Source organism: Bradyrhizobium sp. CB1717, from assembly GCF_029714325.1.
Lineage (GTDB): Bacteria > Pseudomonadota > Alphaproteobacteria > Rhizobiales > Xanthobacteraceae > Bradyrhizobium.
Window position 1 is genome coordinate 5,643,691 of sequence record NZ_CP121666.1, and the last position, 22,459, is coordinate 5,666,149.

The following is a 22,459-nucleotide window of genomic DNA, read 5'->3' on the forward strand; positions in this document are numbered from 1 at the left end:
CTGAGGTCAGCCACGGGCCATAAGCGGTCATTCGGACCTCGGGCGGGTGGCAATGCCGTTGTCGCGCGGCAGCGTAATGATGAACTCGGTAAAGACGCCAGGCTCAGTCTCGACGTCGATCCGGCCCCCGTGCTGCTTGACGATGATGTCATGGGTCATCGAGAGTCCGAGCCCCGTTCCTTCCCCTGTCGGCTTTGTGGTGAAGAAAGGATTGAACATCTTTTCGCGTACTTCAGGCAGGATGCCGGTGCCGTTGTCGCGAATACGGATTTCGACTGTCGTGCCAAGGTTCCTCGTGGAAGCGCTGAGAACTGGTTCAAAGCTCTCGTCGCCCGTCTCGACCTTGCGCCTAGTCGCGGCATAGAAGCCGTTGGAAATTAGGTTGAGCAGCGCCCGTGTGATCTCCTGCGGATACAGCTCGACCGCTCCAGCGCGCGGGTCCAGGTTCTGCCGCAGCGTGATGGTGAAGCCTGACTTCTCTGCTCGCGCGCCGTGATAGGCGAGATTGAGGCTGTCCTCGACGATTGCATTGATATCGGCAGTCCGCTGCTCGCCGCTTCCCTCGCGCGAATGCAGCAGCATGTTCTTGACAATGGAGTCTGCGCGCTGGCCATGCTGCACCACCTTCTGCAGGTTTTCCTGCAGCAATCTGGTCAACTCATCGACCTCCTCCTGCATCTTGTCAGTCAGCGCGGCGCGTTTGAGCAGATCGTTCAGCTCGTCGGTCAGTTCCGCCGACAGCGCCGAGAAATTGTTGACGAAGTTGAGCGGGTTCTTGATCTCATGCGCGATGCCGGCGGTGAGCTGGCCGAGCGAAGCGAGTTTTTCTGTCTGCACCAGGCGATCCTGCGCGGTACGGAGGTCCTCGAGGGATTGCGACAGCTCTCGCGTGCGCATGCGTAGTTCGTTGAGCAACCGGGCATTCTCGATAGCGATCACCGCTTGTGCCGCGAAATTTTTCAGCAACTCGACCTGCTTGTCGCTGAACTCTTGCACCTCCTTGCGGTAGACGGCAAAGGCGCCGACAAGCTCGCTCTCCTTGAGCATCGGCACAATCAGAACGGTGCGGGCTGCGGCGACCTTGTAGATCAGATCGTCGGGATGCTCTGTCGCAATATCGGCAATGTGAACCAGCGCCTTGGTCTCGACGAGGCGCCGCAGCGAAGGCGCCCCATCAAACGGCGCGATGAAATGTGGCGGCGTTTCCTGGTCGGGCGCATACAATTGCGGCACGTTTTGCGCGGCCATTCGCGCCACCCGCCGCAACCTGTCGCCTTCGTACAGGAGCAGCGTCCCAAAACTGGCGCGGCAGATGCGCACGGCATTTTCCAGCATGGCCTCGAACACCGGCCCAAGGTCGCCAGGCGAACTGGATATGACTTGCAGCACTTCAGCCGTCGCGGTCTGCCGCTCCAGCGCCTCCTGCGTCTCGTTGAACAGGCGCACGTTCTCGATGGCGATCACCGCCTGATCGGCGAAGGTCTGCAGCAGTTGCACGTGATGAGGGGCAAATGCGCCCGGGGTAGCACGCGTGACGCCAATTGTGCCGATCGCCTGGCCGCCGCTCATCAGAGGTGCAAGCAGCAGGCTCCGACAGCCCCGCGCGCGCGAAATCTGCTTGGCTTCTTCATCCGGTGCCGCTTCGGTGTCCGCGATCTGGACCGGCTCGCCGCGCGCCGCCAACGCAAAAGGTCGATAGGTAGCCGTCGATGTCGGGAACCTTGACGTCAGGACGGCGTCGGCATCCGGATTGGTTGGCGTAAAGGCTGCAAGGTGCACCATGCCGTCGATGAAGCGCAGCACCGCAGTCGAGAAGCCGCCGATCAGACGATTTGCGCTAGCCGCAATGGCCTCGAATACCGGCTGCACCTCGGATGGCGAACTCGCGATGACCTTCAATATCTCGGCCGTAGCCGCTTGCTGCTCGCGGGCCTCCTGCAACTCTTTGGTCACATCGGAGATCGGAGAAATGCGGCGCCTATTTTCAATGGGCTTTTTGCGGCCGCCCATAGAGTTCGCCTTGCGGGTTTTCGCCGCGGCCCTCTTGCCTCTCGTTTTTGATGGCCGCGCCAAATCTTCCCCCCTGGGGTCAGGAGGCGCATCTTATCGGGTCAGGCCACAATTCTGGAAGGGCAGGTATAGCCAGAATTACCCCTTGCCAAACGGCCAGGCCGATGTCGGCTCTGGGTCAAAGGCTGCCCTGGGAAGTCTGCATGACGCTATTCTGCTCACCTCTCGGAAGCGAGAGTGCGACGCCCACAGCGGCGGTCAACCACGGGCCATAACCGGACTTGTCTCCAACCGCGCGTCGCGATTCTGGCAAACGCCGGCCCCGGGGACAAGCCACGATCATGGCTGGCAGCCAGGATTGCGGAAGCGTTCTCTTTTGCCCGCCGTCGGTGTTTGATTGCGACCGGCGGGAGGACGGGCGATGCGGGGATCCCTCGGTGAGAAGATCAACCAGGGCGGCACGGCGGACATCCACGCCTGGGCGCCGGGTCAGGTCGTAAAACTGTTCAGGGAAGGTTTCCCCCCGCGGCTCGGCCAGCGAGAGGCGCGGATGACCCAGGCAGTCTTTGCCGCCGGCATGCCTGCGCCGGAGGTGTTCGGCGAGGTGACGCTCGACGGACGCTTCGGCATCGTGCTCGCCCGCCTGGACGGACCGACACTGCTGCAAGTCACGCGCAGCGGCACCGTGACTTTCGCTCAGGCGGGTGCAGTCCTTGCGTCCCTCGGCCTGTGCGTTCACAGGATGCCGCCGCCGCCGGAGGCCTTCCATCTACGCGGCTGGATGGACCGCGCCTTCAGGCGCTCGGGCGACATCGTGCCTGAGCACATCGCCTCCGGCATCCTCGCGCTGATCGACCGCCTGCAGCAGCCGGGGGACGGGCTGTGCCATGGCGACATCCATCCTAACAACGTGATCATGACGGCGGACGGTCCGCGGCTGATCGACTGGACCTTTGCGATCCGCGCGCCTGCGGCCCTCGATCATGGGCTCACTCACATCGGCCTGACCGAGTTTGCCCTCGACGTCACCGACAATCCGCAGCGGCCGCTTGCGGTCAATGCAGCCGCGCAATCCGAATACGCGCGGCTGTCCGGCAAGCCGGTCGCAGCGCTGAGGCAAGCGATGGAGCCCTGGCTGCCGATCGCGATCGTCCGCTATTTCCTGATTATGGGCGGGCCGACGAGCGAGCGATGGCGGCGGATGATGCAGCGAGCCGAAGCGACCCTGCGCTCGCAGGACTGAACCCTGCATCTGCGCGCGCGGCCGTCGATGCGGCTGCCCGGCGTCGGCTTCGGGGCAGACGGCATCAGACTCCAAGACAGGGCCGTCTATCTCGAAGTCGGCTCGCGCGCGCCTGGCGATCTCACGACATGCTCGGACATCGACATGATGAGCGCCAATTCCGACGGCTGCTTCGTGCACAAGGCCGGCACGCCCTATCCGGGCCAGGCCGGTTAGCTATGAACGTGACTGGTGACCACGTCCGCTTTGCTCCCATGGCAACCGGGTTCGTGCGGCAGTGCAGTATGTCGCGATGGGCCATTTCCGGACTCGCGGCGCAACTATGCGCACTATTCGATCAGCTCATCGGCTCGGGCGAGCAAACTCAATGGGAGTTCGAGGCCCAGTTCTTTGGCTGCGTTGGCGTTAAGGACCAATTCGACCTTCGTGATTTGCTGCACGGGCAACTCGGCGGGCCGCTCGCCTCGCAAAATGCGACCAGCATAGGTTCCGATAAACCGATAGCCCTCGGCGAAATTTGGCCCGTAGCTGGCCAGCCCGCCAGCCGCCGCGTATTCTCGAAACGGATATATAGCTGGGATCCGATACTTCGCGGCCAAGGCGACAACGGCGGCAGCATTGTTGTTGAAGACGGCATCGCCAGGCACATAAAGCGCGCGGCAGTCGTCTCGAACCATTGCCTCGACGCGGCCGCGAACTCATCACGGCTGTTCGCAACCTGGATGATCGTTCGAACGCCTAGGCGATCCGCCGCATCCGACAGCTCCGTCGTTATGCCGGGAATGGACGAACTGATCAAAATCGCGACGACATTTGCCGTCGGAGCGATCTCGTGCAGCAGCTCCAGCCGCTTCGTACTGAGCGTTTGGCCGAGGATAAAAATGCCTGTGGCGTTACCACCGGGACGATTGAGACTGCTGACGAAGCCGTTCGCGACGGGGTCAACGCCAGTGAGAAACACAATCGGAACCGATTTTGTTACGGCGAGTGCGGCCGCCGTGGAGGGGGTTGTGAGCGCCACGATAGCGGCGACATTGCGCGCGACCAGATCGGCGGCAAGCTCGCGAAGCCTCTCTGCCTGGTAGTCCGCAGCACGAAGCTCCAAATCGAAATCGCGTCCCTCGACATAGCCGGTTTCGGCTAGCCCGCCGCGCACCCATTCGAACGTCTTGCGGCCATTTTCGAGCGAGCCCAACGCGAGACAGCCGATCACCGGGTTTCTCGGCTTCTGCGCCTTCGCGGACTGCGGGAGCACTGCCATTGTGGCAGACAGCCCCAGACAAAACTCTCGCCGCCTCATTCGAATACCTCATCGGCGCAGGCAAGAAGCGTTGAAAGGCAAGGTAGCCCAAGCACCGGTAGACCGCTATGGGTCAATCGCGTCGGTCTGGCCGGAGCCGAGCCACTTCCGGTTCACCCTGACAAGCCGACCTTTTCGGAGACGCGCCATACTTCGCATTCGGGCCTAGCGGGTCACAAAGCTGCACCGCCGCACTCCAACTCGATTGACACCGCCGTTTAGTTGCCACCGGCGTTATGACGGACTGCAGCGCGCTACAGGTCGAGGCCTGAGCACGACATCGGCCCGCGCGACGCAGCCCGCCGGATAACCAACATACGTGCAGTAGATCACCGCGTGAGCCGGTGCCGGGGAGAGAGACCTGCGAGCCCCAACAGAGCGCTGGCCGCAATCCCCGCACTTGCGACTGAAAGGAGACTCAAGCAGCCTCTGTGCTGACATTGCGTAAGCGTACGCCCGCCCGTCTGCTGTCAGATCGTCACGCGGCTACCGTCGAAACGCGTGAAGGAGAAGCCGTCGAACGGCTCGCGAAGGGTCGCGCGCTCGTCCCGCAACATGCAGATGGCCACTTCCTCACCGATCGCCATTGAGGCGGAGGCGTCGGAACGCCAGTGGATACCCGCCCAATTGCGTCCGAAACCGAAGTTCACGGCGAGCTTGTTCAACTCTCCGCCGACCGTGAGCGGTGGGCCGTCATAGGGCACGAGCCTTGTCGGGTCAGCCGGATCGGGCTGCACCGGATTGGCGATGACGCGGCTCTCGTCGAAGAACGCCTTCAATATGGTTGCCGTGACGGCCCCGACGCTCGTGGCCCCGCCGGGATAGGTGGAGTGCAAGGGCGCGCCCTCCGGATAGGTTTGCGACAACAGATAAGTGCCGTATTTGGCCTTGCTGCGAGCGAGGGCTTCCGATTTCAGGAAATCATCATGCAGCGGGTAGTCGCTCACGCCATTGGCGAGGCGATGGTGCGCCAGAGCGCCGTAGGCTTCCGGTCTCACAGCCCTGTGCACGAAATACTTCTGCCAATAAGCCGCGCGGACGGAGTTGCTGATCCCCGTGGCGAGCAGTGCCTGGACGTATTGCAACCCGAAGGTAGCACCCGCAGGGACCTGGGTTTTCGATTTCCGATACGGGTTCGAGGGGTAGGACACGGGCTCTGCAGGCGGATAGATCCCGGAGTAGCGTTTGTCCGCCCCGCCTCCCGGGGTTGCAAGGAGCAGCGCTGCCGCCCACCCAAGTGCAGGACCCGTGTGGATATACTCTGCGAGATCTCGTCCTGTCGTGATGTATCGCGGTGTCGCGTCGAACTGCAACTGGCGTTTCGGTGCGGCGCCGTTCTGGATCGCCAGCCACTCCTCGTAGTCGGTCAGGAATTCATTGGCGGGCGACACGGTGCGAACTTGGGCACTGATCCACTGCGCGGCATAGGGCGCGTCCCTGAGCAGGAACTGCGAGATCAGCGGACCGTCCAAAACGCCTGGAGGCGTGACGGAGCGGCCCTTCGGGTCGCCGGCGTCGAAATAAAGCGCATTGGCGCGGAACAGTGTGCCGGGCGTGACCCGCCCACCGGACTTCGGCCCTCGGAAATCGGCAAGCTTGTTGATCTCCTCGGTTGCTACGAGCACGTCCCGATTGGAGGTGTCGTCGCGCAACTCGGTCAGCGGAACATCACGAAGCAGGGATTGCCAATAGACCTCGACCGCCTCGCCGCCGCGCTCCGCACTTGCAAGAGCCGGTGCCGGGGGTATTCCAATCTGAGTAGGGTTTATGCCGCTGAGACTGACTGCCAGCGTGCCCAAGGGATTGACCAGCTTGCGAGTGCCGCCGAGCGGGATCTTTTCGAAATCGGCGGGATCGCCCGACTGGCAGGCGGCATAGAGAGCCTGCCACGCCTCTGGTGTCACTTCGCCGCGTTTGTCGTGCGGCAGGCCACGTGAATCGGAACCGATCTTGTTACTGTAGCGCGCCTCGTCGCCATTCGTCGGGTGGGGCGCGATGGGAATTTTCTCGTTGTTGCCCGCACAGACCCCGCGGACTTCGAAGGCCCGTTGTTTGAACGCCGCGTCGAGCGGTCGGGCGTCCGCGCTCACGGGCTGCGCCAGCGCCGGGGCGAACCCGGGTATGCTCGGCGGAGACGCAAGCACGGCGGCGCCAACCGCAATGCCGGTCCCGCCAAGCAGCGAGCGGCGAGTGATCGCGGTCGACGGGCTCGCCGACGCCAGGCAGGATTCAGTTGGAGCGGTGGAATGGTCAGCCATGGAGGCCTCCTCCCTCGCGGGAAAGTTTCGGCAGAATTGCGCCGGAGCCGTCCGATCACTTGCATGCTGCAGTCGAAATCATTTCACCGGGAGAACACAGAGGAGATTGACTCAGATCAATGGTGAGTCGAGCAGACCAATTGTGCACCGGCGGGAACCACCGCCCGCCGTGTCTTTGCACAACGCAGGTGCCCACCGGAGCAATGACGTCGCCTTTGAGACGCTGCGCGTCTCCGATAAGATGAAGGGCACCCTGCATCGATTGCTCGCCGGCGGGATCGGGAAAGCATCATGTCGAGGCAAGCTGAACGACCGGAAATCGGGACTATCGCGATCGACGGCGGCCTCACGCTACGCAGGATGCTGGTCCGCAGTGACGCGCCGAAGCGAACCGCGCTTCTGCTGCATGGCTTTCCCGAGACCGTCCATGCGTGGACAGGCATTTCGCTCGCGCTGGCCGACGACCACGACGTTCACAGCTTCGACTGGCCCGGCTTCGGTTTCTCGTCGCGTCCGCCGGTCGAACGCTTCGCCTATGCACCCGCAGACTATGCCCGCGTGCTGAAAGGTTATATCGTGGCAGCAGGCATCGATCGCACGAAGCTCACGATCTACGCGACCGACATCGGCGCACTGCCGGCCCTGCTCCTGGCACTCGATGAGCCCGATATCGCGAGATGCCTGATCGTCGGCGATTTCGCGCCTTTCAACCGGCCCGGGCTGATGTGGCAGAACCTGCAGGCCCTGAAGTCGAAGCCGTCATCGGACCATGTCCGTGCCGCGATGAACGCCGGCCGCGACGAGATCCTGCAGAACACCTTCTTTCGTGGCCTGCCGAAGGAGGCGCACTACGATATCCCGCAGGCGTTTCGCGACGACGTGGCGAGCGCATGGAGCCGCGACGGGATGACCGTCGTGGATGCCTTCTACCACTACTACGCCTCGTTCACCCGCGACCAGGACCATTTCGAGGCGAACCTCGCGCGGCTGACGACGCGGGTGAAGGTGGTGTGGGGCAGCGACGACCTCTACATCACGAAGGACATGGGCGTCGAGCTCGCCGAACGCATTCGCGCGAAGCTGCACGTGCTTGCGGGCGTCGGCCACTACCCTCACCTCCAGGCTCCCGAACAGACCATCGCGGAAATTCGCGCTGCATCGCGCTGAGCGAGGTCAGCTCCCGGCAATATGGCCCACGAGATGATAGGCGCGACAGTGTAGCTGACCAAGTCGCCCAAGACCGGTATGGCTGGACCTGACATCAACCACACGTCCAATCGGACGGTCGGGAAGTAGTACCCGGACGCAAGCACAAGGCCCCGGATCGGATAATCCTTCCGCATACCGAGCGCGATAGCGACAACAACAAGGCAGCGATGAGCAGTACGGTTTCAGCGGCGGTCATTACTGAGCCTTGAGATATAGGGCCAAAAACATCTGCCCCTCAGCGCGGAGCTGACGGGCCAAGCAAGGAATAATTGGAGGTTGAAGCGCTCGTTCCTGCGCGCAATGGAGGAGGATTGATTAAAAGATCGCTCGCCCGGAACGGTCCAGAAATGCTCACGTTTGCTCGCTAAGGATCGTACCTGTGACGGAGGGCATAGGATCCGACCTCACAAGAACGATGGAGCAACGAATGGCCAATCCACGCCAAGAGGAAAAGTCCACCCAACGCCCCGAGGACACAATCCGCCGCGCCGGCGAGAGGACCGCTGAGCAGACCAGACGGATCGGCTTAGCTACCGCCGAGGCCGGGGAGGAGGTGTCGCAAGCCAGCGGCCATCTCCTGCGACAAAATACCGAGATGTTGCAAAACGCTTGGCGCTTCGGCGTCGACATGGCCACGGCAATGATGGGCCGCTCGACGGATCAGCTAGGTCGCACGTTCGGTTTGACCGGCAACGAAGCGCAGCGGGCAGCGGAACGCTCGGTCCGCAATGCCGAAGCAATCATGTACTCTACGACCGCGGTCGCCAAAGGAATGAACGCTGCTTCGCGCGAGTACTTCGATTTCATTCGACAGCAGACCGAGAGGACCATGGACCGCATGAATGAACTCTGGCGCTGCCGAACTCCCCACGATTGGGCGGCTGTGCAAACCGATCTGATGCGCGACACGATCAGTAGCGCCTTGGATACCAGCCGCCGGATCTCGGACTTGTCCCTGAAGATGGCTGACGATGCCGGAAATCATATAACTCAAAGCATCGAACGCACGCGGCAGGCTGCTTAGGCGCGGCTACGCAATCATGGCGCAAGTGCGCGGCGGAATCTCAGCCGCGCTTGTAACTTGTGACGCCCGCGAATCGGATCCAAATGCCTGGCGAGCCATCCGCATGCTCGACGGTTGACGCACGTCCTCGCTGCGTTTGGACGGCATCCCAGCCCCGTCATCGTACGATGCGAGGCCAGGACACAGCACAATCATCCCAATTGAGCTTGCCTCGCGCGCTGACGCCATTCGCTGACGCTGAGCCAGATTGCCGAGACCAGGAAGTAGACCGCGCCAACGGCGGAATAGCCTGTGACGGTCGCGATCGACGGCACCGCGGGTGTCGAGGCTTGAAAGATGAAGAAGCCGCCGGCCAGCGCCGACTGGCCACCGCTGAGCACCATGGCCCATTGCGCTCCAAAACTCTTCCAGCGACGGATTGCCGTCCCGAGCTGGAGCAATCCGGACAGGATCGCCCAGGCCCCGAACACCGCGAGCACAACGTTCATGCTCATCTGCAAGGCGACGAGGACCGCGCCGGTGGTCGCGAGGCTGACCAGAGCGTTGAGCGCCTGCGTGCGGTTTTGTTTCAAGCCGCCGCTGCGGAGCGCATCCACCACATTCGCCGCCGCATCCCATGCGGGATAGAGGACGAGCAACGCGCCTGCGATCACAGACGACGGCCCGATGGCAAACGCGGCAACGACCCAGGCGACGGAGAACGCCGCCCGGATGAAGTAGTATTGCCTCAGCCATCGCTCGCGATCGGCACGAACGAGATCCTGTTGATGATACGTCATTGCACCCTCTCCTTTACCTACTAGTTGGTAGTTTCCGTACGCAGCAAATCACCCCGCCCCCAGCTCGCCTGCGGGCGTGTCGTTGTCGTCTCGCCGATGTCTTCAGTGCCTGGTGGACAGCCGGTCCAGCAGCGGGCCCGTGATCACGCCGAACATTTTGGGATCGCCATACGCGCGCGCCGACAGCATCGCACCGTGAATGGTTGCCATGAATCCTTCAGCTTCGACCTTGGCTGAGCTCGAGAGGTGAAGCCGCCCCTTCCGCTTGCCGCGCTCCATCACCGACGTCAGCCACGACGCCAGCGCGCGAAAATGCGCACGGACTTCGAGCGCCACCTCCTCCGGCAGGATCGGAAGCTCGCTGGCGAGCAGCGCGCAGACGCAGAATGGCGCCGTCGCATCGGTGATGCACGCTTCCCAATACCCGACGTAACTTTTGAGCTGTTCACGCGGATCAGGGACATTGCGCTCGAGGGCAGCCAGTCCCGCCTCCGCTTCTTCGCGGTAACGCGACACGAGGGTGCGGACCAGATCGACCTTGCTGGCGAAATGGTGGTGGATGCTCGGCTTGCGGATGCCGACGACGTCAGCAATGTCGGCATAGCTGAAGCCGTTATAGCCGCCCGCGATGATCAGGCTGCGCGCGCAGGCCAAGATGTCATCGGCGGTCGAGGAAACGTTGGTCATGGCGGATTAACTACCTTCCAGTTGGTAGGACGTCAAGAATGGGGTGCTTCAACCATCCGTGAGTGGTAGGAGCCTTCCATGACCATTCGTCCGATCGTGCGCTACCCCGACCGCCGTCTCGCAATGCCGGCCCGCCCCGTCACCGCCTTCGACGACGGCTTGCGCGAGCTTGCTGCGGACCTGCTGGACACCATGCGCGCCGCGCCCGGCATCGGCATCACGGCGCCGCATGTCGGCGTGCCCTTGCGCGTCGTGGTGCTCGAGCTCGACGCGAAGGACGGCGCGCGGACCTACGTCAATCCCGAAATCACATGGGCTTCGGCCGAGATGATCATGCACCGCGAGGGCAGCGTCTCGATGCCCGGCGTCAACGACGAGGTGCAGCGCCACGCCCGCGTGCAGATCAACTACTGGGATCTCGACGGCAATCTGCAGACCGAGGAGTCGGAGGCCCTGCGCGCCGTCTGCCATCAGCACGAGATCGACCAGCTCGACGGCCTATTCTGGATCCAACGGCTGTCGCGGCTGAAGCGGGAGCGGCTGGTGAAGAAGTTCGAGAAGTTGTCGCGGGGTTCGTAGGGTGGATTGGCGGCAGCGCAATCCACCAGTTTGAGCACGACGTAACGAGAGAATGGTGGATTACGCCGCCGGACTGCACTTCGCGCAGCCGCGGGCTAATCCACCCTACGCGCTAGGGCCGGCGCACTTCGAAATAGGTCTTGCCGCCGCGCACGAAGCCCGCGCCCTCATAGAAGCGCAGGGTAGCCTTCCGCTGCGACCCCGTCGCCAGCAGGACCTTGTAGCAATCCTCCCGCCAGGCAAGATCGAGCGCATGAGCGAGGACCCGTCGGCCGAGCCCCTGCTGGCGGTAGTCGGCGTGCGTGACGACATTCTCGATCACCCCATAGGATCGACCGCCCCGCGACAGGTTGGGCACGATCGCGAGTGTGCAAGAGGATACGAGCTGCTTTCCCGCCTGCGCCACGATCACGGTCATGAAGCCCGATGTCAGCAATGTCGACCAGACGCGCTCGGCGGCCGCGGGCTCCAATTGCGGATCGTGCAGATGGAGGTGCCGGTAAAGGTTCAGCAGCTCGGACAGTTCCTGCTCCGCTGCTGCGCGGACGATGGCTTCGGTCATGTGGCGGCACCGCGGATCATGGTTTTGCAGGATACCATCGAATCGTAGGGCGGGTGAGCTCAAGCGCGACCGTAGGGCGGATCAGCGGAGCGCAATCCGCCATCTATCAGCACGGTACGATGAGAAGCGGCGGATCACGCCTTCGGCTAATCCGCCTGACGAGCCCTACAATCTCACGCCCTCTTCCCTCTCCGCTTGGTGATCGGCGCGTTGCGGCGCTCCCGTTTGCCGCGCGCGATCTCGGTTGCCAGCGCGTCGAGCTTCGGCTCCCAGAATGTCCTGAACCGGCCGATCCACGCGTCCACCGCCTGAAGCCCCGCGACATCTACCGAATAGAGGCGCCGTTGCGCCTCCGCCCGAACCGTTGCGAAGCCGCTCTCTCGCAGCACCTTGAGGTGCTGCGAGACGGCGGCCTGGGTGATTCCGAACTCTGCTCCGATCACCTCGACGACCTCACCGGACGCCATCTCCCCGGGCGCAAGCAGCTCGAGGATGCGACGGCGCACGGGATCGGCAAGGACTTCGAACACGTGCATCAGCTTCCCGTGCCCGGATGTGCGACGTCGGGCGGCATCTCGCCGCGATAGAACGCGATGGTGCGATCTGACCGCTCCTTGGCCGAAGCCGGGTCCACCCCGCTTGCGACGTGCGCCGCACGCCAATATTCGCCGCTCATCGTCATGAAGTCCTTGCCCTCAGGCGAACCCATCCATGCCTCGGCCGTCTCGTGATCGACCGTAGCTCCGGTCGCAACATATCGCTCGAGTCCCGCAAGTGCGAGGTCCCAGCCGATGCCCACCGCACCCGGACCGAATTGATTCCAATGATCCTCGATGATCGCGGTGTGCTCAAGCGTCAAACGCGCCTGGCTCCGTTCTGCTGCGAGCTTGACGTCGATCCAGCTGACCGCGCCGGCGAATTCCCATGTCGCTGCGAAATGGGTCGGCGGCGTGCAGGCCGTGATGGTGCCGCCCGCGTTGCCCTTGAGCTGGTAGCGTCCGCCGAGCTGGAGGTCGCCCTCGACCGGCAGGAACCAGCGCGGAATGCGCTGCGGGCTGGTGACCGCCTCCCAGAGATCGTCGACGCTCGTGTCGTAGAGCCGCGCCAGCGTCACCGTACTGGCCGCTTTTCCATCCTTCTCGAAATTCTTCACCGAACGCGTGACAAGCCCCAGGACCCTGGCGACGTCGATCTCCATAGCGTTGCTCCTCATCGTTTTGTGCGAGGATGAATATCGGCCTCATCTAATATAAGTCAATACTTATATTAGGACTGGCTGCGTCAATCCGCCTCGCGAGGCAAAACCACCTACCCGCACTGGCAGGAGGCGTATGAGTGAGGCGCCTGTCCGAGCGCGCTATTTCAGCGGCAAGAACAGCTCCGCGACCGTCTCATGCTCCGGCACCTCCGGAAAGAAGCTCAGCCGCTGGCAATAGATCGGGAAGTCGCGGGCCTCCTCGCCGCTGGCGGGAAGCCAGTCGCGATAGAGGTAGAGCGCGGCGGGCTCCAGATTGTCGGTGTAGCCGACGACGCGCAGCACGGCGCAGCGGCCGCCGGGGATCTCGCCGGCCTTGATCCTTTCGCCATTGGCCGCGATCGGCTGGTCGGTGCCGACGCAGAGGTCCACGCTGTAATCGGCGGGCGTCGACGGACGCCGCTCGGAGCGCCAGACATTGAAGGTCGGGCTCGTGCTGGGGTGCAGGCCGGCTTTCCTGCGCCAGGCGATGAAGCGCTGGATGGTGGTCGGCAGCGTCGCCGGGTCGCCCCGATGCTCCATGATCGCCACCTTCGTGGTGGGCACATCGCGGATGGTCACGTCGTCGCTGGTAAACGTCTTCTGCATGAGCTTGCTCCTGGCGATATCGAGAGGCCCGAAGGCCGCAAGCCACGGTTCCCAGTCCGGCGATTTCCGGAACGACGACGGAGATTGCCCGAACCGTTGCCGAAAGGCGCGGGCGAAGGCGTCCGGTGCGTCGTAGCCGGCATCCATCGCGATGTCGGTGACATCAAGGGCGTCACTGTAGGCCAGCTGACGCGACGCGCGCTTCATGCGGGCGAGCTGGACGTAGCGATGCACTGATAGACCGAAGGTCGCTGTGAACTGCCGGTGGAAATGGAATTTCGAGAAGGCTGCAACAGCGCTCAAGCGTTCCAGGTCCAGATCATCGTCGAGATGCCGGTCGATATGCTCCAGCACCCGCCGCATCCGGGCCTGATAGTTCTGCAGCGCCGCCTTCATGGTCCCTCCTCCGTGGCGGCTGCAGTTAGCCGCAGACGGCCGTGACGCGCTCGACCGATCTTGCGGTTTGGCAGCCCCGTAGCCCGGATGGAGCGAAGCGCAATCCGGGATTCTTACCACACAGGCAGTTGCGCGCGATGCGTTGGTCTGTCCCGGATTACGCTTCGCTCCATCCGGGCTACCAGGAGGCGCCTACCCGCCCGCCATGAGTTGCTTCGCCAGCGCCATGTAGGCCGGCAGCGTCACGGGATCGTTGGCGGCGTTGCCGGCGACGGGGTGCGAGGCGTAGCGCGCGATCACCATTTCGGCCCTGGGATCGACATAGATACCCTGGCCGTAGACGCCGCGCGCCATGTAGGCGCCGTGCTCATTGTGCGTGACCCACCATTGATTGCGGTAGGAGGCCCCCGGCAGCGTGGTGTAGCCGGCCGGCTTGAACTTTTCGGGATCGCCGCCGCGGGCGATGTCCTCGACCACTTGTGGCGGCACGATCTGGCGGCCGTTGAAGCGGCCGTGATTGCGCATGGTCTCGCCGAAGCGGGCGAGATCGCGCAAGCTGGTGGACAGGCCGCCACCGCCGCTCTCGGTGCCGATGCGGTCGACGTGATAATGCGCGTCCTCCTCCGCGCCCATCGGCTGCCAGATGCGCTCGGAGAGCAGATCGGCCAGCGTCATGCCGCTGGCGCGCCGGATGATCCAGGCGAGCACGTCGGTGTTGACGGTCTTGTAGGCGAAGGCCTTGCCGTGCTCGCCCTGCTTCTTCTGCGCGACGAGGAAATCGAAAATATTGGTCGGGCCGTCATAACCGGGCGGGATCGGCGCCATGCCGTTGGCGCGCCTGAGGCCCCAGACGTGCGAGTTCTTGTCGGTGTAGACTTCCGTGTATTCGAGCCCTGTGGTCATATCCATGACCTCGTGCACGCGCGCATCGCCGAACGCGCCGGCCTTCAGCTCCGGTACATAGTCCGTGACCGGCGCCTGCGGATCGATCTTGCCTTCCGTGACCAGCATGCCCGCGAGCACGCCGGTGAACGACTTCGTCACCGACATCGCGATATGCGGCTTGTGCGGCTTCAAGGCGCCAAAGTAGCGCTCATAGATCAGCCTGCCCCGATGCAGCACCGCGATGCCGTCGGTGTAGGTCTCCTCCAGCATGTTTGCGAAGGTCATGGGGCGGCCGTCCATCGTCGTCGAAGCGACGGCGCCGATGTCATGGTCCTCGCGCGGCAACACCGATGCGGGCCCTGCCCCACGCCAGACATTCACGGTCGGCACCAGCTGGCGCACATTGCTCCAGGCCCAGCGCAGTTCGGGGAAGCTGCGGAACGAGCCATTCTGGAAAGTGATCGTCCGCTCCGGTGCCGGCGGAAAGCCGCGCATCCAGCCGAGGGCTTCGGGATCGGTCTCGGTCGCGGTGGCAGTCGAGTGGGCGGCGGTGGGCTGGACGGACATCAACACTGGCTCCGGAGGAACGATGCAGATGTCGTAGCATGGACGGGTATGGCGCACATCCGACGCAAGCGCTGGGCACGTGCGCAACAAGGCGCCACACCTGCAACGACTTCGTCGCAGGTGCGGCCGTCATTCAAGCGCCAATGGTCTCACCAGGTTGGGCGATCCGCCCTACCCTCGTCGCCCCGTGCGCTTCTTGGCCTTCGTCGCACGTTTGCGTCCGGGAGCCGATGCTCGCGCCGGTCCGCGTGGCGCGCGGCCGCCGGCATCGGCAGTGAGCTCGGGGCGTAACCTCGCGAGCTTGGCACGGTCGGGCAGCAGGTCGGCAAAGCCGGCGAGCACGCTTGGCGTGGGCGCCCCGTCACCGGCGTCCATCGCTGCGGGCGCCTCGGTCTGGCTCAGGGCCTGCAGCCGCCGGCACGCTTCACCGAGATGATAGGCATCGCCGCCGAGCGCCACCCATTTGCCGACCTCGGGATGCAGCACGAGATTGGCCGAATGGTTGTCGGCTGAACTGGTCGGATAATCGACGAACAATTCGATGCCCGACTGCACGCCCACCATCACGCCCTGGGCCGACCACGATACGGCGACCTCGACGCGGTAGCGGCCCGGCTTCTCGAACGCGAAACCGGACGTGCTCCAAAACACCTTCGCCGAGGCCGTCACGCTCTTGCCGGGCTCGAGCTCGGCCACCTTCGCGTGCTCGCACAGGATCACGAAGGGCCGCACGGGGCGCTCGTGCCCTTCCCCGTCGGTGACGGTGATCGCAGCGAACAAGGCCTCGATGCTGACGTCGTTCGGCGCGCGCAGCGACACGCCGCTGGTGTTCGTCATCGTCCAGGTCAGGTCCAGCGGCTGGCCGAGCGCGACGCGGTCGGTTGCGGCCGTCACCGTCAGCGCCAGCTCGGAAGGTTCGAAATCGTGCCGGTCGGCGGCTTGCGGCGCGCCGGTCGGGAACCAGCTTGCGAACGGCCATCCGCCCGGACGGATGACGGGATCGGGCATGTGGTTGAGATGATGCCGGACGTTGGTGTTGTGCGCGAGCTTGATCTGATCGGGGAACACGCCCGGCGCACCGGTCGCGGGACCGCCGAGCACGTCCGCGACGCTCGGCGTCGTGGTCATGATCGAGTTGTCGGCCGCCGTCTCCTGCTCCTGATGGATCTGGTTCAGCGTGTGCGTCAGCTCGTGGGTCGCGCTGCGCAGGAACGCACGCGGCACGTCGCGCTGCTTCTTGTTGGCGGCAAGGCCAAAGTTCGAGGAGTCCGAGACCGGATAGCCGTCGTCGGAGAAGCTGGCGCAGCCTTCGCGGGGCACGCCGATCGTATCGTACATGATGCCGCGCGAGCAGCCGAGCTTGGCGGGCACGACGATCATGTGCACGCGCCATTCGCTGTCGAGATTGGTCGCGGGATTGCGCACGCTCGTCATCAGCGCGTGCAGATCCGCCGAGCTCCAGCAATTGGTCGGCACCACGCCTGCCGGCACCGGGACGTTTTGCTGGTCCTGCACGACCGTCAGCTGCCAGCCGGTCTTCGCAAAGACCGTGTCGAAGAACTCCGTGCCGCCCGCCCCATCTGGCACGGGTGCGGGCCGCACGGCGCCGGCCAGCGTGTCGATCTCCAGCGTGCAGCGGCGGAAGAACTTCGACACCCAGGCGAGCGTGATGCTGCCCTTGTCCACGCCGCCCTCGAACAGCCGGCCCTGGTAGAACGGCCCGCCGGTCAGGGAGAACGGAAACGGCGCCGGCATCTTTGAAAGCTTCATCGTCACGGTGCGCGACGGCGTCGACGGGAACGTTCCCTTGAACTGGCCGGCCGGCGGCTGCGTATAATTGAACTGCTCGGCGACGATCGTGAGCTCGCACTTCTTCGGCACCGGGACCGCAACCGGCGCGGACACGCTGGTCACCCTGAGATAGGAATGATAGCGCGCGCGGGGAAATATGGGGATTCTCGGCTTCAGGATCGGAGAAGGAATGACGGGTTCGTCGACCGCGCTGAGCGAACCGGCGAGGCTCGTCAGCCCCGAGGCCGCCGCTGCTTCATCTTCGTCCTTGTTACCCACAGGCGGCACCGGCGGGATCGGGATCGACGGGATCGGCGGTAACGGCGGGATCGGCGGGATCGGCGGCTTGATCACCGGCAGGCGCGAGTAGAGATCGCCGCTGACGATCAGATGGTCCGCGCCGCCGTCGGGCGCAGAGCGATCGACGCGCAGCGTGCCTTCGAAGGACACCAGGCTCGCCGTCGGCCTGAAATTGATCTGGTAGCAGCCTTCGCGGAAGTCGAGCCTGCAGAGCCTGAACGGCGGAATCGGCTGCAGATCGGTCGAGGCCGCATGATCGCCGGCATCGTCGTCAAAACTGATCTGGCGCGACAGGGGAACGAGCGGCTTCATGGCCGGCGCGACCGAAGCCGCGGTCATCTTCGAAAGGCTTCCGCTCGATTCATGCTCTGAGCAATTGCACATGTCGTAATCTCCTCGTTGAAAACGTGGAGGCGATCGACATGAGCAGCGGGCTCGTTGGCGGTTGAAGCCAGTTTCTTGTTGGCCAGGGCGTAAAAAATCGGGCGTGAAAAAAATCCGGCGCGCAATCCTAGAGCATGATCCGGACCCGAAGGACCGCGTTAGCGCAAAGTGCGAAGCGGTTTTCCGGAAAGATCATGCGCAAACAACAACCTAAAGCGCGATGACGATGCATCCAAATCTCATCGCGCTTCAGGCGCGCCGGTACGTCACAAGACAGCCCTCTGAATCCGTGAACTCAAATCGGTCGGCCTCGAGTGAAATGTGATAGGTCACAAGCTCATCGTTCGCCGTCCCGACGACGAGTGTTTTGGCGTCTTCGAGACGGTAGATACCCGCATCCCACCACACCATGCCCTGCCCCTCGCCGCGCAGGCCGCGGTAGGTGCCGGTCGAGAATGTGAGGCTGGCGGGATATTTGTCTGCGCACGCAGCCGCCGTGGTTTTGGTCCACGTACCAACCATGCTCTGTCCGAGTTTGTCAGCCATAGCGTGTCTCCATAGCTCCATCGGCCGAATGGCCGATTGGAGGCTATTTCAACATGTCGTTCTGGCGTGTGCAGCTCATTTCAGCTGATGTGGTGGCGATTTGCCACGCACAATCACAGCAGGTATTTTGTGGCATGATTGATGTGAGCGTGTGTGTGAACGATTTCACAGCGAGGGGTGCGACAAATTGGGCACCGGGGTGAGAGCGAGATGAAAGCGCGGCGGAGCCAAGCCCGCCAATTGACGCGCGATCAATCGGAGACTTTCACGTCCGCATCGCGCGGTTGCCCCTGGCTTCCATCGAGGCGTTGAGCGGTCCGGTAGCGGCCGGGCGACAGGCCATGATGTCGATGAAAGAGTTTTGAGAACGCCGCCGCCGTCTCGTAACCGACCCGGCTCGCGATCCGTGCGATGGGCTCATCGGTGGTTTCGAGCTGGAATGCCGCTTCCGCCATCCGGCGTTCGATCACGTAACGGTGCATGGACTGCCCGACGAGCTTGGTGAAGCGCGCCGAAAATACCGAGCGGCCGAGCCCCACGCGTTGGCCGAGCTCGCTCAGCGTCCAGGACCGCTCCGGATTTTCGTGGATCAGCTTGAGCGCCGGTCCGATATGCGGGTCCGAGATTGCCCCGAGCCAGCCGCCTTGTCCGGGACTGAGAGAGGCGATCCAGCTTCGGAGCACCTCGACAAACAGCACTTCCGTCAGCCGTGAAAGCGCGACGCGCTGGCCGGGACGTTCGAGCGCGGACTCACTCACCATGCGGCGCAGGATCGCCTCGAGCCAGCCGCCGTCCGCCGTCGGCTTCAGCAGCAGCACGGGCGGAAGCAGCTCCAGCACGCTGCCGAACAGCGGCCGTGAGACGGTGAAGTTGCCGCAGATCATGGTCGAGAACGGCTTTCTCCGGCTGCCGTGACGAACGACGCCAAGACGTGACGACGATCGATCGATATCCATGATCTGCAAAGGCGTGGCCCCGCGATCCGAATAGAACACATGGGGCTCGCCGCGCGTGATCACGACGAAATCGCCCTCGGTCATCTGGATTTCCTGGTCCTGTCCGAGCGCGAGGGTCGCCGAGCCCCGGCTGAGATAGTGAAACAGCGCGTAGGGGCGCGCCGGCAGCTCCAGATTCCAGGGATGGCCGAGCTCGAAATGAAACAGCAACGTCCCGCCGAGACGAACGCGATCGAGCACTTGGGCGAGGATGTCCATGACGCCGAAGTTAGTCCGGCGGACGATCGGACACAACATCCGGACGATTGATCCCTATCGTCCGGAAAGTCCGCGGACTAGTTCATCTCGCGGCGGGCCGACGTCACGAGCGGCAACCATTTCGCCAGCGGCGGATGGAAGAAACCGCAGTGGAAGCGCCCGACCATTCCCCCGGACCTCATTTCCGTCCGACATGCCAACAGGAACAATCAATGCGACATATTCTTCTCACAGCCGCCGCCGTCCTCCTGGCCGGAACGACATTGGTCGGCTCCGTCCATTCCGCCGAACTGCCCAAGGGAGCAGCCCGCAACATCGTGCTCGTGCACGGCGCTTTCGTGGACCAGACGAGCTGGCAGCCCGTTGCCGATATTCTCTCGAAGAAAGGCTACAACGTCACGCTGGTGGAAAATCCGCTCACTTCGCTCACAGCCGACGTCGACGTGACCAAGCAGGCGCTCGCGAAGCAGGACGGCAAGACCGTTCTCGTCGGCCATTCATGGGGCGGCGTGGTGATCACGCAAGCCGGCAACGATCCCAAGGTCTCAGCGCTGGTCTATGTCTCCGCCTTCGCGCCTGAGGTCGGCGAATCCCTGGCATCGCTGGCAAAGGCCGGCCCGCCAACCGAAGGCGGCAATGCGATCCATCCCGACGCGAAGGGCAATCTGTACATCGACCCCAAGGTGTTTCCGTCGGCCGTCGCGGCTGACCTTCCTCCGGAGATCGCGACGCACCTCGCCAACTCGCAGCTTCCGCTCAATCACGTTGCGTTCGAAGCGCCGGTCGACATCGCGGCCTGGCACGACAAGCCGACGTTCTACGTCATCAGCACCAAGGACAAGGTGATCGCGCCCGAGGCCCAGAAGTCGTTCGCAGCCAGGATCAAGGCGCAGACGACGGAAGTCGCCGGCAGCCATGCCTCGCTCGTCGTCCATGCGAAGGAAGTCGCCGAGGTGATCGAAAAGGCCGCGCTCGCGAAGTGACGAACCTGCTCCCGGCGCGTCGGTGTCGGGAGCAGCCGCACGTTTGCCCGGAGGAAGATGGGAGGTCGCTTGCGAGATGACCATCCGGCCCGCGCACTGGCATAAAGGCCAGCAGATCGTAGGATGGGTGGAGCGCAGCGATACCCATCAATTTCGTTTTGCAAGTGCGATGGGTTTCGCTGCGCTCCACCCATCCTACGAGCTGGCTGCTCTACGCCAAACAGTCGTCGTTGGCACCAGTTGGCGATTGTCGTCTCACGCGCAAGAAGACTAAGAAACCTACGGAACGACCCGTTCCGTAGGGAAAAGCGCAGCCCCGGGGCCGGCGCAAAGCCGCGTCTCCAGTCGGGGGTTTTGGAGACGGCGATCTCCCGCAGTCTCTATTTGCTCCGTTTGAGCGGAGACGGCGCTTAAGAAGATAATAGTTCTAGAATATTGTTGAACACAAGCCTAGGGTGCTGCATATTTTTACTCGCCCAAAAGTAGCGCAGGTCTTGCCGGTGACACTTACAAAATTTCTGAACAATGAAATCGACTCCGCACCCTACATAGGAGTTTTTCACAGCACGAATGGCACAGCCTTTTCAGCAATCGCCCTACAGCGAACGATCACCGCGCGCGCGGACCGAGACGGAAGTATTTTCTTTTTCTATGGAAAGCCGTCGTACACGCTCAAATCGGGCGGCTCCGTTATCAACGAGGTTTCGTTAGCTTACCACGCCGCCGGGCTGCCTTCTCTGATGAGAGTCGCTCCGTTCGACACTGGTGGGCTGATTTCGGGAAGATATTCCGAATTCTTTGCTGCTCTAATGGAAACAAATACAGTTAGCGCAATCATTGACTTCCTAGAAATTCCCAAGGATTTTAAGGCGATCGGGAAATTTGTTACCTGTTTTTTCGGCGACAACAAGAATTACATCAATGCCAAGTTTTGTGCATGGCCGACCGAAGCAGGTGAACAGCCCCTGCTCACGGCATGGGCCAGACTCGTTTTGGCGTCAAGAAGAACACCAGAATTCGATCCACCGGCAGCTACGATTGAGATTCAAGCAGAAGCGCCAGCGCTCGTTGATAAGACGAATGTGGCGGCAATCATCATCCCACTCGGTTATCTTGATAGACCTGAGATCAGACTTTTTTTAAGGAAACTGGCATACGATACGAAACATATGAGGATGAGGTCATATCGGACAAATCATCCCTTTGGAACGCGCTGATCGAGATTTCTCGTTCTATTGACTACTGCACTGGGCTGAGTGAGCCGTAAATGGAGTCATCTTCAAGCAAACTTCCATATTCCGAATTGCCCGTCGTTGGCTACCTGTTAGATGGAAAGCCAACCGGCTTCAAGACGCCCGTCTTGCAGAATGGGGGAGAGCCTGCCGTCCAAGACGCCGACAAGAACGGCATCGTTACCGGTTTTCTTTCTTGCGGCGAAGAAGACATCGCCCGTATCTACAAAGCAAACTATCCTATCGGCTTAAAGAGCGTTGTCGGTAAGGAAGTCATATTTGCTTTCAAGACAACCGAAGATACGTTTTATGAGCGCCGATCGCGTCTCGTTTCAAGGCTACTTGTCGCCATGCGCGACAGCGAGACGATGACCCCTTCCGATATGATAAATGTAATGATCTTTGCTCGCATGCCCGTCTCGCGGATTTGGCCCGCGATTGACTCGCTCGCTCAGGTCCTGGGCGCGGAAGGCCTCGAAGGCATGGATCAATGGGCAACGAGGTTCAAAAATCGCGTCGCGAACAAACTCGGGGTAACGAGCGATCACGAAACTCCTAGATAAAGGCTGCCATCGGATCTCAATCGAAAGAGACGGTGGATTGGGGCTATCGAGATTTGTATGCTGCGTCCGCTCAAATTGACGCCCTTGGACTCCCTAGGTTGTCA

At 62.6% G+C, this 22,459-nt stretch carries 20 protein-coding genes and 1 pseudogene; 8 read left to right on the plus strand and 13 right to left on the minus strand.

Translation table 11 applies throughout. The features are described from left to right. Window positions 1–27: 27 nt before the first annotated feature. Complete coding sequence (locus tag QA649_RS26955; protein WP_283019840.1) at window positions 28–2,010, minus strand: GAF domain-containing protein; 1,983 nt, start codon at window positions 2,008–2,010, stop codon at window positions 28–30. Between the two features lie 421 nt (window positions 2,011–2,431). Between QA649_RS26955 and QA649_RS26960 the strand changes: the two genes are divergently transcribed. Together QA649_RS26960 and QA649_RS26965 are read left to right on the plus strand one after the other, a co-directional pair. Beyond that, the gene (locus QA649_RS26960; protein WP_283019841.1) at window positions 2,432–3,253 is read left to right on the plus strand and encodes a phosphotransferase; all 822 of its coding nucleotides are present in this window, start codon (window positions 2,432–2,434) and stop codon (window positions 3,251–3,253) included. A gap of 81 nt (window positions 3,254–3,334) precedes the next feature. Then, window positions 3,335–3,469: pseudogene (locus QA649_RS26965) on the plus strand (transcriptional regulator); the annotation flags it as partial. A gap of 148 nt (window positions 3,470–3,617) precedes the next feature. Here the strand turns inward: QA649_RS26965 and QA649_RS26970 are convergent. Further along, window positions 3,618–4,466 (minus strand): ABC transporter substrate-binding protein, encoded by an 849-nt coding sequence (locus tag QA649_RS26970; RefSeq protein WP_283019842.1) that lies wholly within the window; start codon window positions 4,464–4,466, stop codon window positions 3,618–3,620. A gap of 557 nt (window positions 4,467–5,023) precedes the next feature. Continuing rightward, the gene (locus QA649_RS26975) at window positions 5,024–6,811 is read right to left on the minus strand and encodes a vanadium-dependent haloperoxidase (RefSeq protein WP_283019843.1); all 1,788 of its coding nucleotides are present in this window, start codon (window positions 6,809–6,811) and stop codon (window positions 5,024–5,026) included. A 291-nt stretch (window positions 6,812–7,102) separates the two neighbouring features. Between QA649_RS26975 and QA649_RS26980 the strand changes: the two genes are divergently transcribed. Together QA649_RS26980 and QA649_RS26985 are read left to right on the plus strand one after the other, a co-directional pair. Further along, window positions 7,103–7,978, plus strand: a complete 876-nt coding sequence (locus QA649_RS26980) for an alpha/beta hydrolase (protein ID WP_283019844.1) — start codon at window positions 7,103–7,105, stop codon at window positions 7,976–7,978. A gap of 469 nt (window positions 7,979–8,447) precedes the next feature. Beyond that, entirely contained in the window at window positions 8,448–9,044 is a 597-nt protein-coding gene (locus tag QA649_RS26985) for a phasin family protein (protein ID WP_283019845.1), read from the plus strand. A 191-nt stretch (window positions 9,045–9,235) separates the two neighbouring features. Here QA649_RS26985 and QA649_RS26990 read toward each other — a convergent pair whose 3' ends face one another. After that, window positions 9,236–9,823 carry a DUF308 domain-containing protein gene (locus tag QA649_RS26990; RefSeq protein ID WP_283019846.1) on the minus strand — a complete coding sequence of 196 codons (588 nt, stop codon included), beginning with the start codon at window positions 9,821–9,823 and terminating at the stop codon, window positions 9,236–9,238. A 102-nt stretch (window positions 9,824–9,925) separates the two neighbouring features. After that, window positions 9,926–10,510: a TetR/AcrR family transcriptional regulator gene (locus QA649_RS26995; RefSeq protein ID WP_283019847.1), complete on the minus strand. Its 585-nt coding sequence runs from the start codon at window positions 10,508–10,510 to the stop codon at window positions 9,926–9,928. A gap of 78 nt (window positions 10,511–10,588) precedes the next feature. On the opposite strand from QA649_RS26995, the gene QA649_RS27000 reads away from it, so the two are divergent. Continuing rightward, window positions 10,589–11,089 carry a peptide deformylase gene (locus QA649_RS27000; protein ID WP_283019848.1) on the plus strand — a complete coding sequence of 167 codons (501 nt, stop codon included), beginning with the start codon at window positions 10,589–10,591 and terminating at the stop codon, window positions 11,087–11,089. A 112-nt stretch (window positions 11,090–11,201) separates the two neighbouring features. Here the strand turns inward: QA649_RS27000 and QA649_RS27005 are convergent, their stop codons facing one another. The 8 genes from QA649_RS27005 to QA649_RS27040 all read right to left on the minus strand — a co-directional run bounded on the left by QA649_RS27005 (window position 11,202) and on the right by QA649_RS27040 (window position 19,577). After that, entirely contained in the window at window positions 11,202–11,651 is a 450-nt protein-coding gene (locus tag QA649_RS27005) for a GNAT family N-acetyltransferase (RefSeq protein WP_283019849.1), read from the minus strand. A gap of 173 nt (window positions 11,652–11,824) precedes the next feature. Beyond that, window positions 11,825–12,187, minus strand: a complete 363-nt coding sequence (locus QA649_RS27010) for a metalloregulator ArsR/SmtB family transcription factor (RefSeq protein WP_283019850.1) — start codon at window positions 12,185–12,187, stop codon at window positions 11,825–11,827. Beyond that, window positions 12,187–12,849: an SRPBCC family protein gene (locus tag QA649_RS27015; RefSeq protein WP_283019851.1), complete on the minus strand. Its 663-nt coding sequence runs from the start codon at window positions 12,847–12,849 to the stop codon at window positions 12,187–12,189. Before QA649_RS27015 ends, QA649_RS27010 begins: the two co-directional genes overlap by 1 nt. Window positions 12,850–13,008: 159 nt before the next feature. After that, window positions 13,009–13,890, minus strand: coding sequence for an AraC family transcriptional regulator (locus tag QA649_RS27020; protein ID WP_283019852.1), 882 nt, complete (start codon window positions 13,888–13,890; stop codon window positions 13,009–13,011). Between the two features lie 192 nt (window positions 13,891–14,082). Beyond that, entirely contained in the window at window positions 14,083–15,342 is a 1,260-nt protein-coding gene (locus tag QA649_RS27025) for a serine hydrolase (RefSeq protein ID WP_283019853.1), read from the minus strand. A 171-nt stretch (window positions 15,343–15,513) separates the two neighbouring features. After that, entirely contained in the window at window positions 15,514–17,772 is a 2,259-nt protein-coding gene (locus QA649_RS27030; RefSeq protein WP_283019854.1) for a hypothetical protein, read from the minus strand. A 294-nt stretch (window positions 17,773–18,066) separates the two neighbouring features. After that, window positions 18,067–18,363 (minus strand): hypothetical protein, encoded by a 297-nt coding sequence (locus QA649_RS27035; protein WP_283019855.1) that lies wholly within the window; start codon window positions 18,361–18,363, stop codon window positions 18,067–18,069. Between the two features lie 251 nt (window positions 18,364–18,614). Continuing rightward, the gene (locus QA649_RS27040) at window positions 18,615–19,577 is read right to left on the minus strand and encodes an AraC family transcriptional regulator (RefSeq protein WP_283019856.1); all 963 of its coding nucleotides are present in this window, start codon (window positions 19,575–19,577) and stop codon (window positions 18,615–18,617) included. A 212-nt stretch (window positions 19,578–19,789) separates the two neighbouring features. On the opposite strand from QA649_RS27040, the gene QA649_RS27045 reads away from it, so the two are divergent. The 3 genes from QA649_RS27045 (at window position 19,790) to QA649_RS27055 (ending at window position 22,355) form a co-directional block, all read left to right on the plus strand. After that, on the plus strand, window positions 19,790–20,560 hold the full coding sequence (locus QA649_RS27045) for an alpha/beta hydrolase (RefSeq protein WP_283019857.1): 771 nt from the start codon (window positions 19,790–19,792) through the stop codon (window positions 20,558–20,560). 455 nt (window positions 20,561–21,015) lie between these two features. After that, window positions 21,016–21,777 carry a hypothetical protein gene (locus QA649_RS27050; protein ID WP_283019858.1) on the plus strand — a complete coding sequence of 254 codons (762 nt, stop codon included), beginning with the start codon at window positions 21,016–21,018 and terminating at the stop codon, window positions 21,775–21,777. Window positions 21,778–21,827: 50 nt separating this feature from the next. Next, entirely contained in the window at window positions 21,828–22,355 is a 528-nt protein-coding gene (locus tag QA649_RS27055) for a hypothetical protein (RefSeq protein ID WP_283019859.1), read from the plus strand. The last annotated feature ends 104 nt before the right edge of the window (window positions 22,356–22,459 follow it).

Bases quoted from the DNA above. Each gene is read 5' to 3' on its own strand.
- QA649_RS26955 (WP_283019840.1), bottom strand. From the start codon at position 2,010: ATGGGCGGCCGCAAAAAGCCCATTGAAAATAGGCGCCGCATTTCTCCG.
- QA649_RS26960 (WP_283019841.1), top strand. From the start codon at position 2,432: ATGCGGGGATCCCTCGGTGAGAAGATCAACCAGGGCGGCACGGCGGAC.
- QA649_RS26975 (WP_283019843.1), bottom strand. From the start codon at position 6,811: ATGGCTGACCATTCCACCGCTCCAACTGAATCCTGCCTGGCGTCGGCG.
- QA649_RS26980 (WP_283019844.1), top strand. From the start codon at position 7,103: ATGTCGAGGCAAGCTGAACGACCGGAAATCGGGACTATCGCGATCGAC.
- QA649_RS26985 (WP_283019845.1), top strand. From the start codon at position 8,448: ATGGCCAATCCACGCCAAGAGGAAAAGTCCACCCAACGCCCCGAGGAC.
- QA649_RS26990 (WP_283019846.1), bottom strand. From the start codon at position 9,823: ATGACGTATCATCAACAGGATCTCGTTCGTGCCGATCGCGAGCGATGG.
- QA649_RS26995 (WP_283019847.1), bottom strand. From the start codon at position 10,510: ATGACCAACGTTTCCTCGACCGCCGATGACATCTTGGCCTGCGCGCGC.
- QA649_RS27000 (WP_283019848.1), top strand. From the start codon at position 10,589: ATGACCATTCGTCCGATCGTGCGCTACCCCGACCGCCGTCTCGCAATG.
- QA649_RS27005 (WP_283019849.1), bottom strand. From the start codon at position 11,651: ATGACCGAAGCCATCGTCCGCGCAGCAGCGGAGCAGGAACTGTCCGAG.
- QA649_RS27010 (WP_283019850.1), bottom strand. From the start codon at position 12,187: ATGCACGTGTTCGAAGTCCTTGCCGATCCCGTGCGCCGTCGCATCCTC.
- QA649_RS27015 (WP_283019851.1), bottom strand. From the start codon at position 12,849: ATGGAGATCGACGTCGCCAGGGTCCTGGGGCTTGTCACGCGTTCGGTG.
- QA649_RS27020 (WP_283019852.1), bottom strand. From the start codon at position 13,890: ATGAAGGCGGCGCTGCAGAACTATCAGGCCCGGATGCGGCGGGTGCTG.
- QA649_RS27025 (WP_283019853.1), bottom strand. From the start codon at position 15,342: ATGTCCGTCCAGCCCACCGCCGCCCACTCGACTGCCACCGCGACCGAG.
- QA649_RS27030 (WP_283019854.1), bottom strand. From the start codon at position 17,772: ATGACCGCGGCTTCGGTCGCGCCGGCCATGAAGCCGCTCGTTCCCCTG.
- QA649_RS27035 (WP_283019855.1), bottom strand. From the start codon at position 18,363: ATGGCTGACAAACTCGGACAGAGCATGGTTGGTACGTGGACCAAAACC.
- QA649_RS27040 (WP_283019856.1), bottom strand. From the start codon at position 19,577: ATGGACATCCTCGCCCAAGTGCTCGATCGCGTTCGTCTCGGCGGGACG.
- QA649_RS27045 (WP_283019857.1), top strand. From the start codon at position 19,790: ATGCGACATATTCTTCTCACAGCCGCCGCCGTCCTCCTGGCCGGAACG.
- QA649_RS27055 (WP_283019859.1), top strand. From the start codon at position 21,828: ATGGAGTCATCTTCAAGCAAACTTCCATATTCCGAATTGCCCGTCGTT.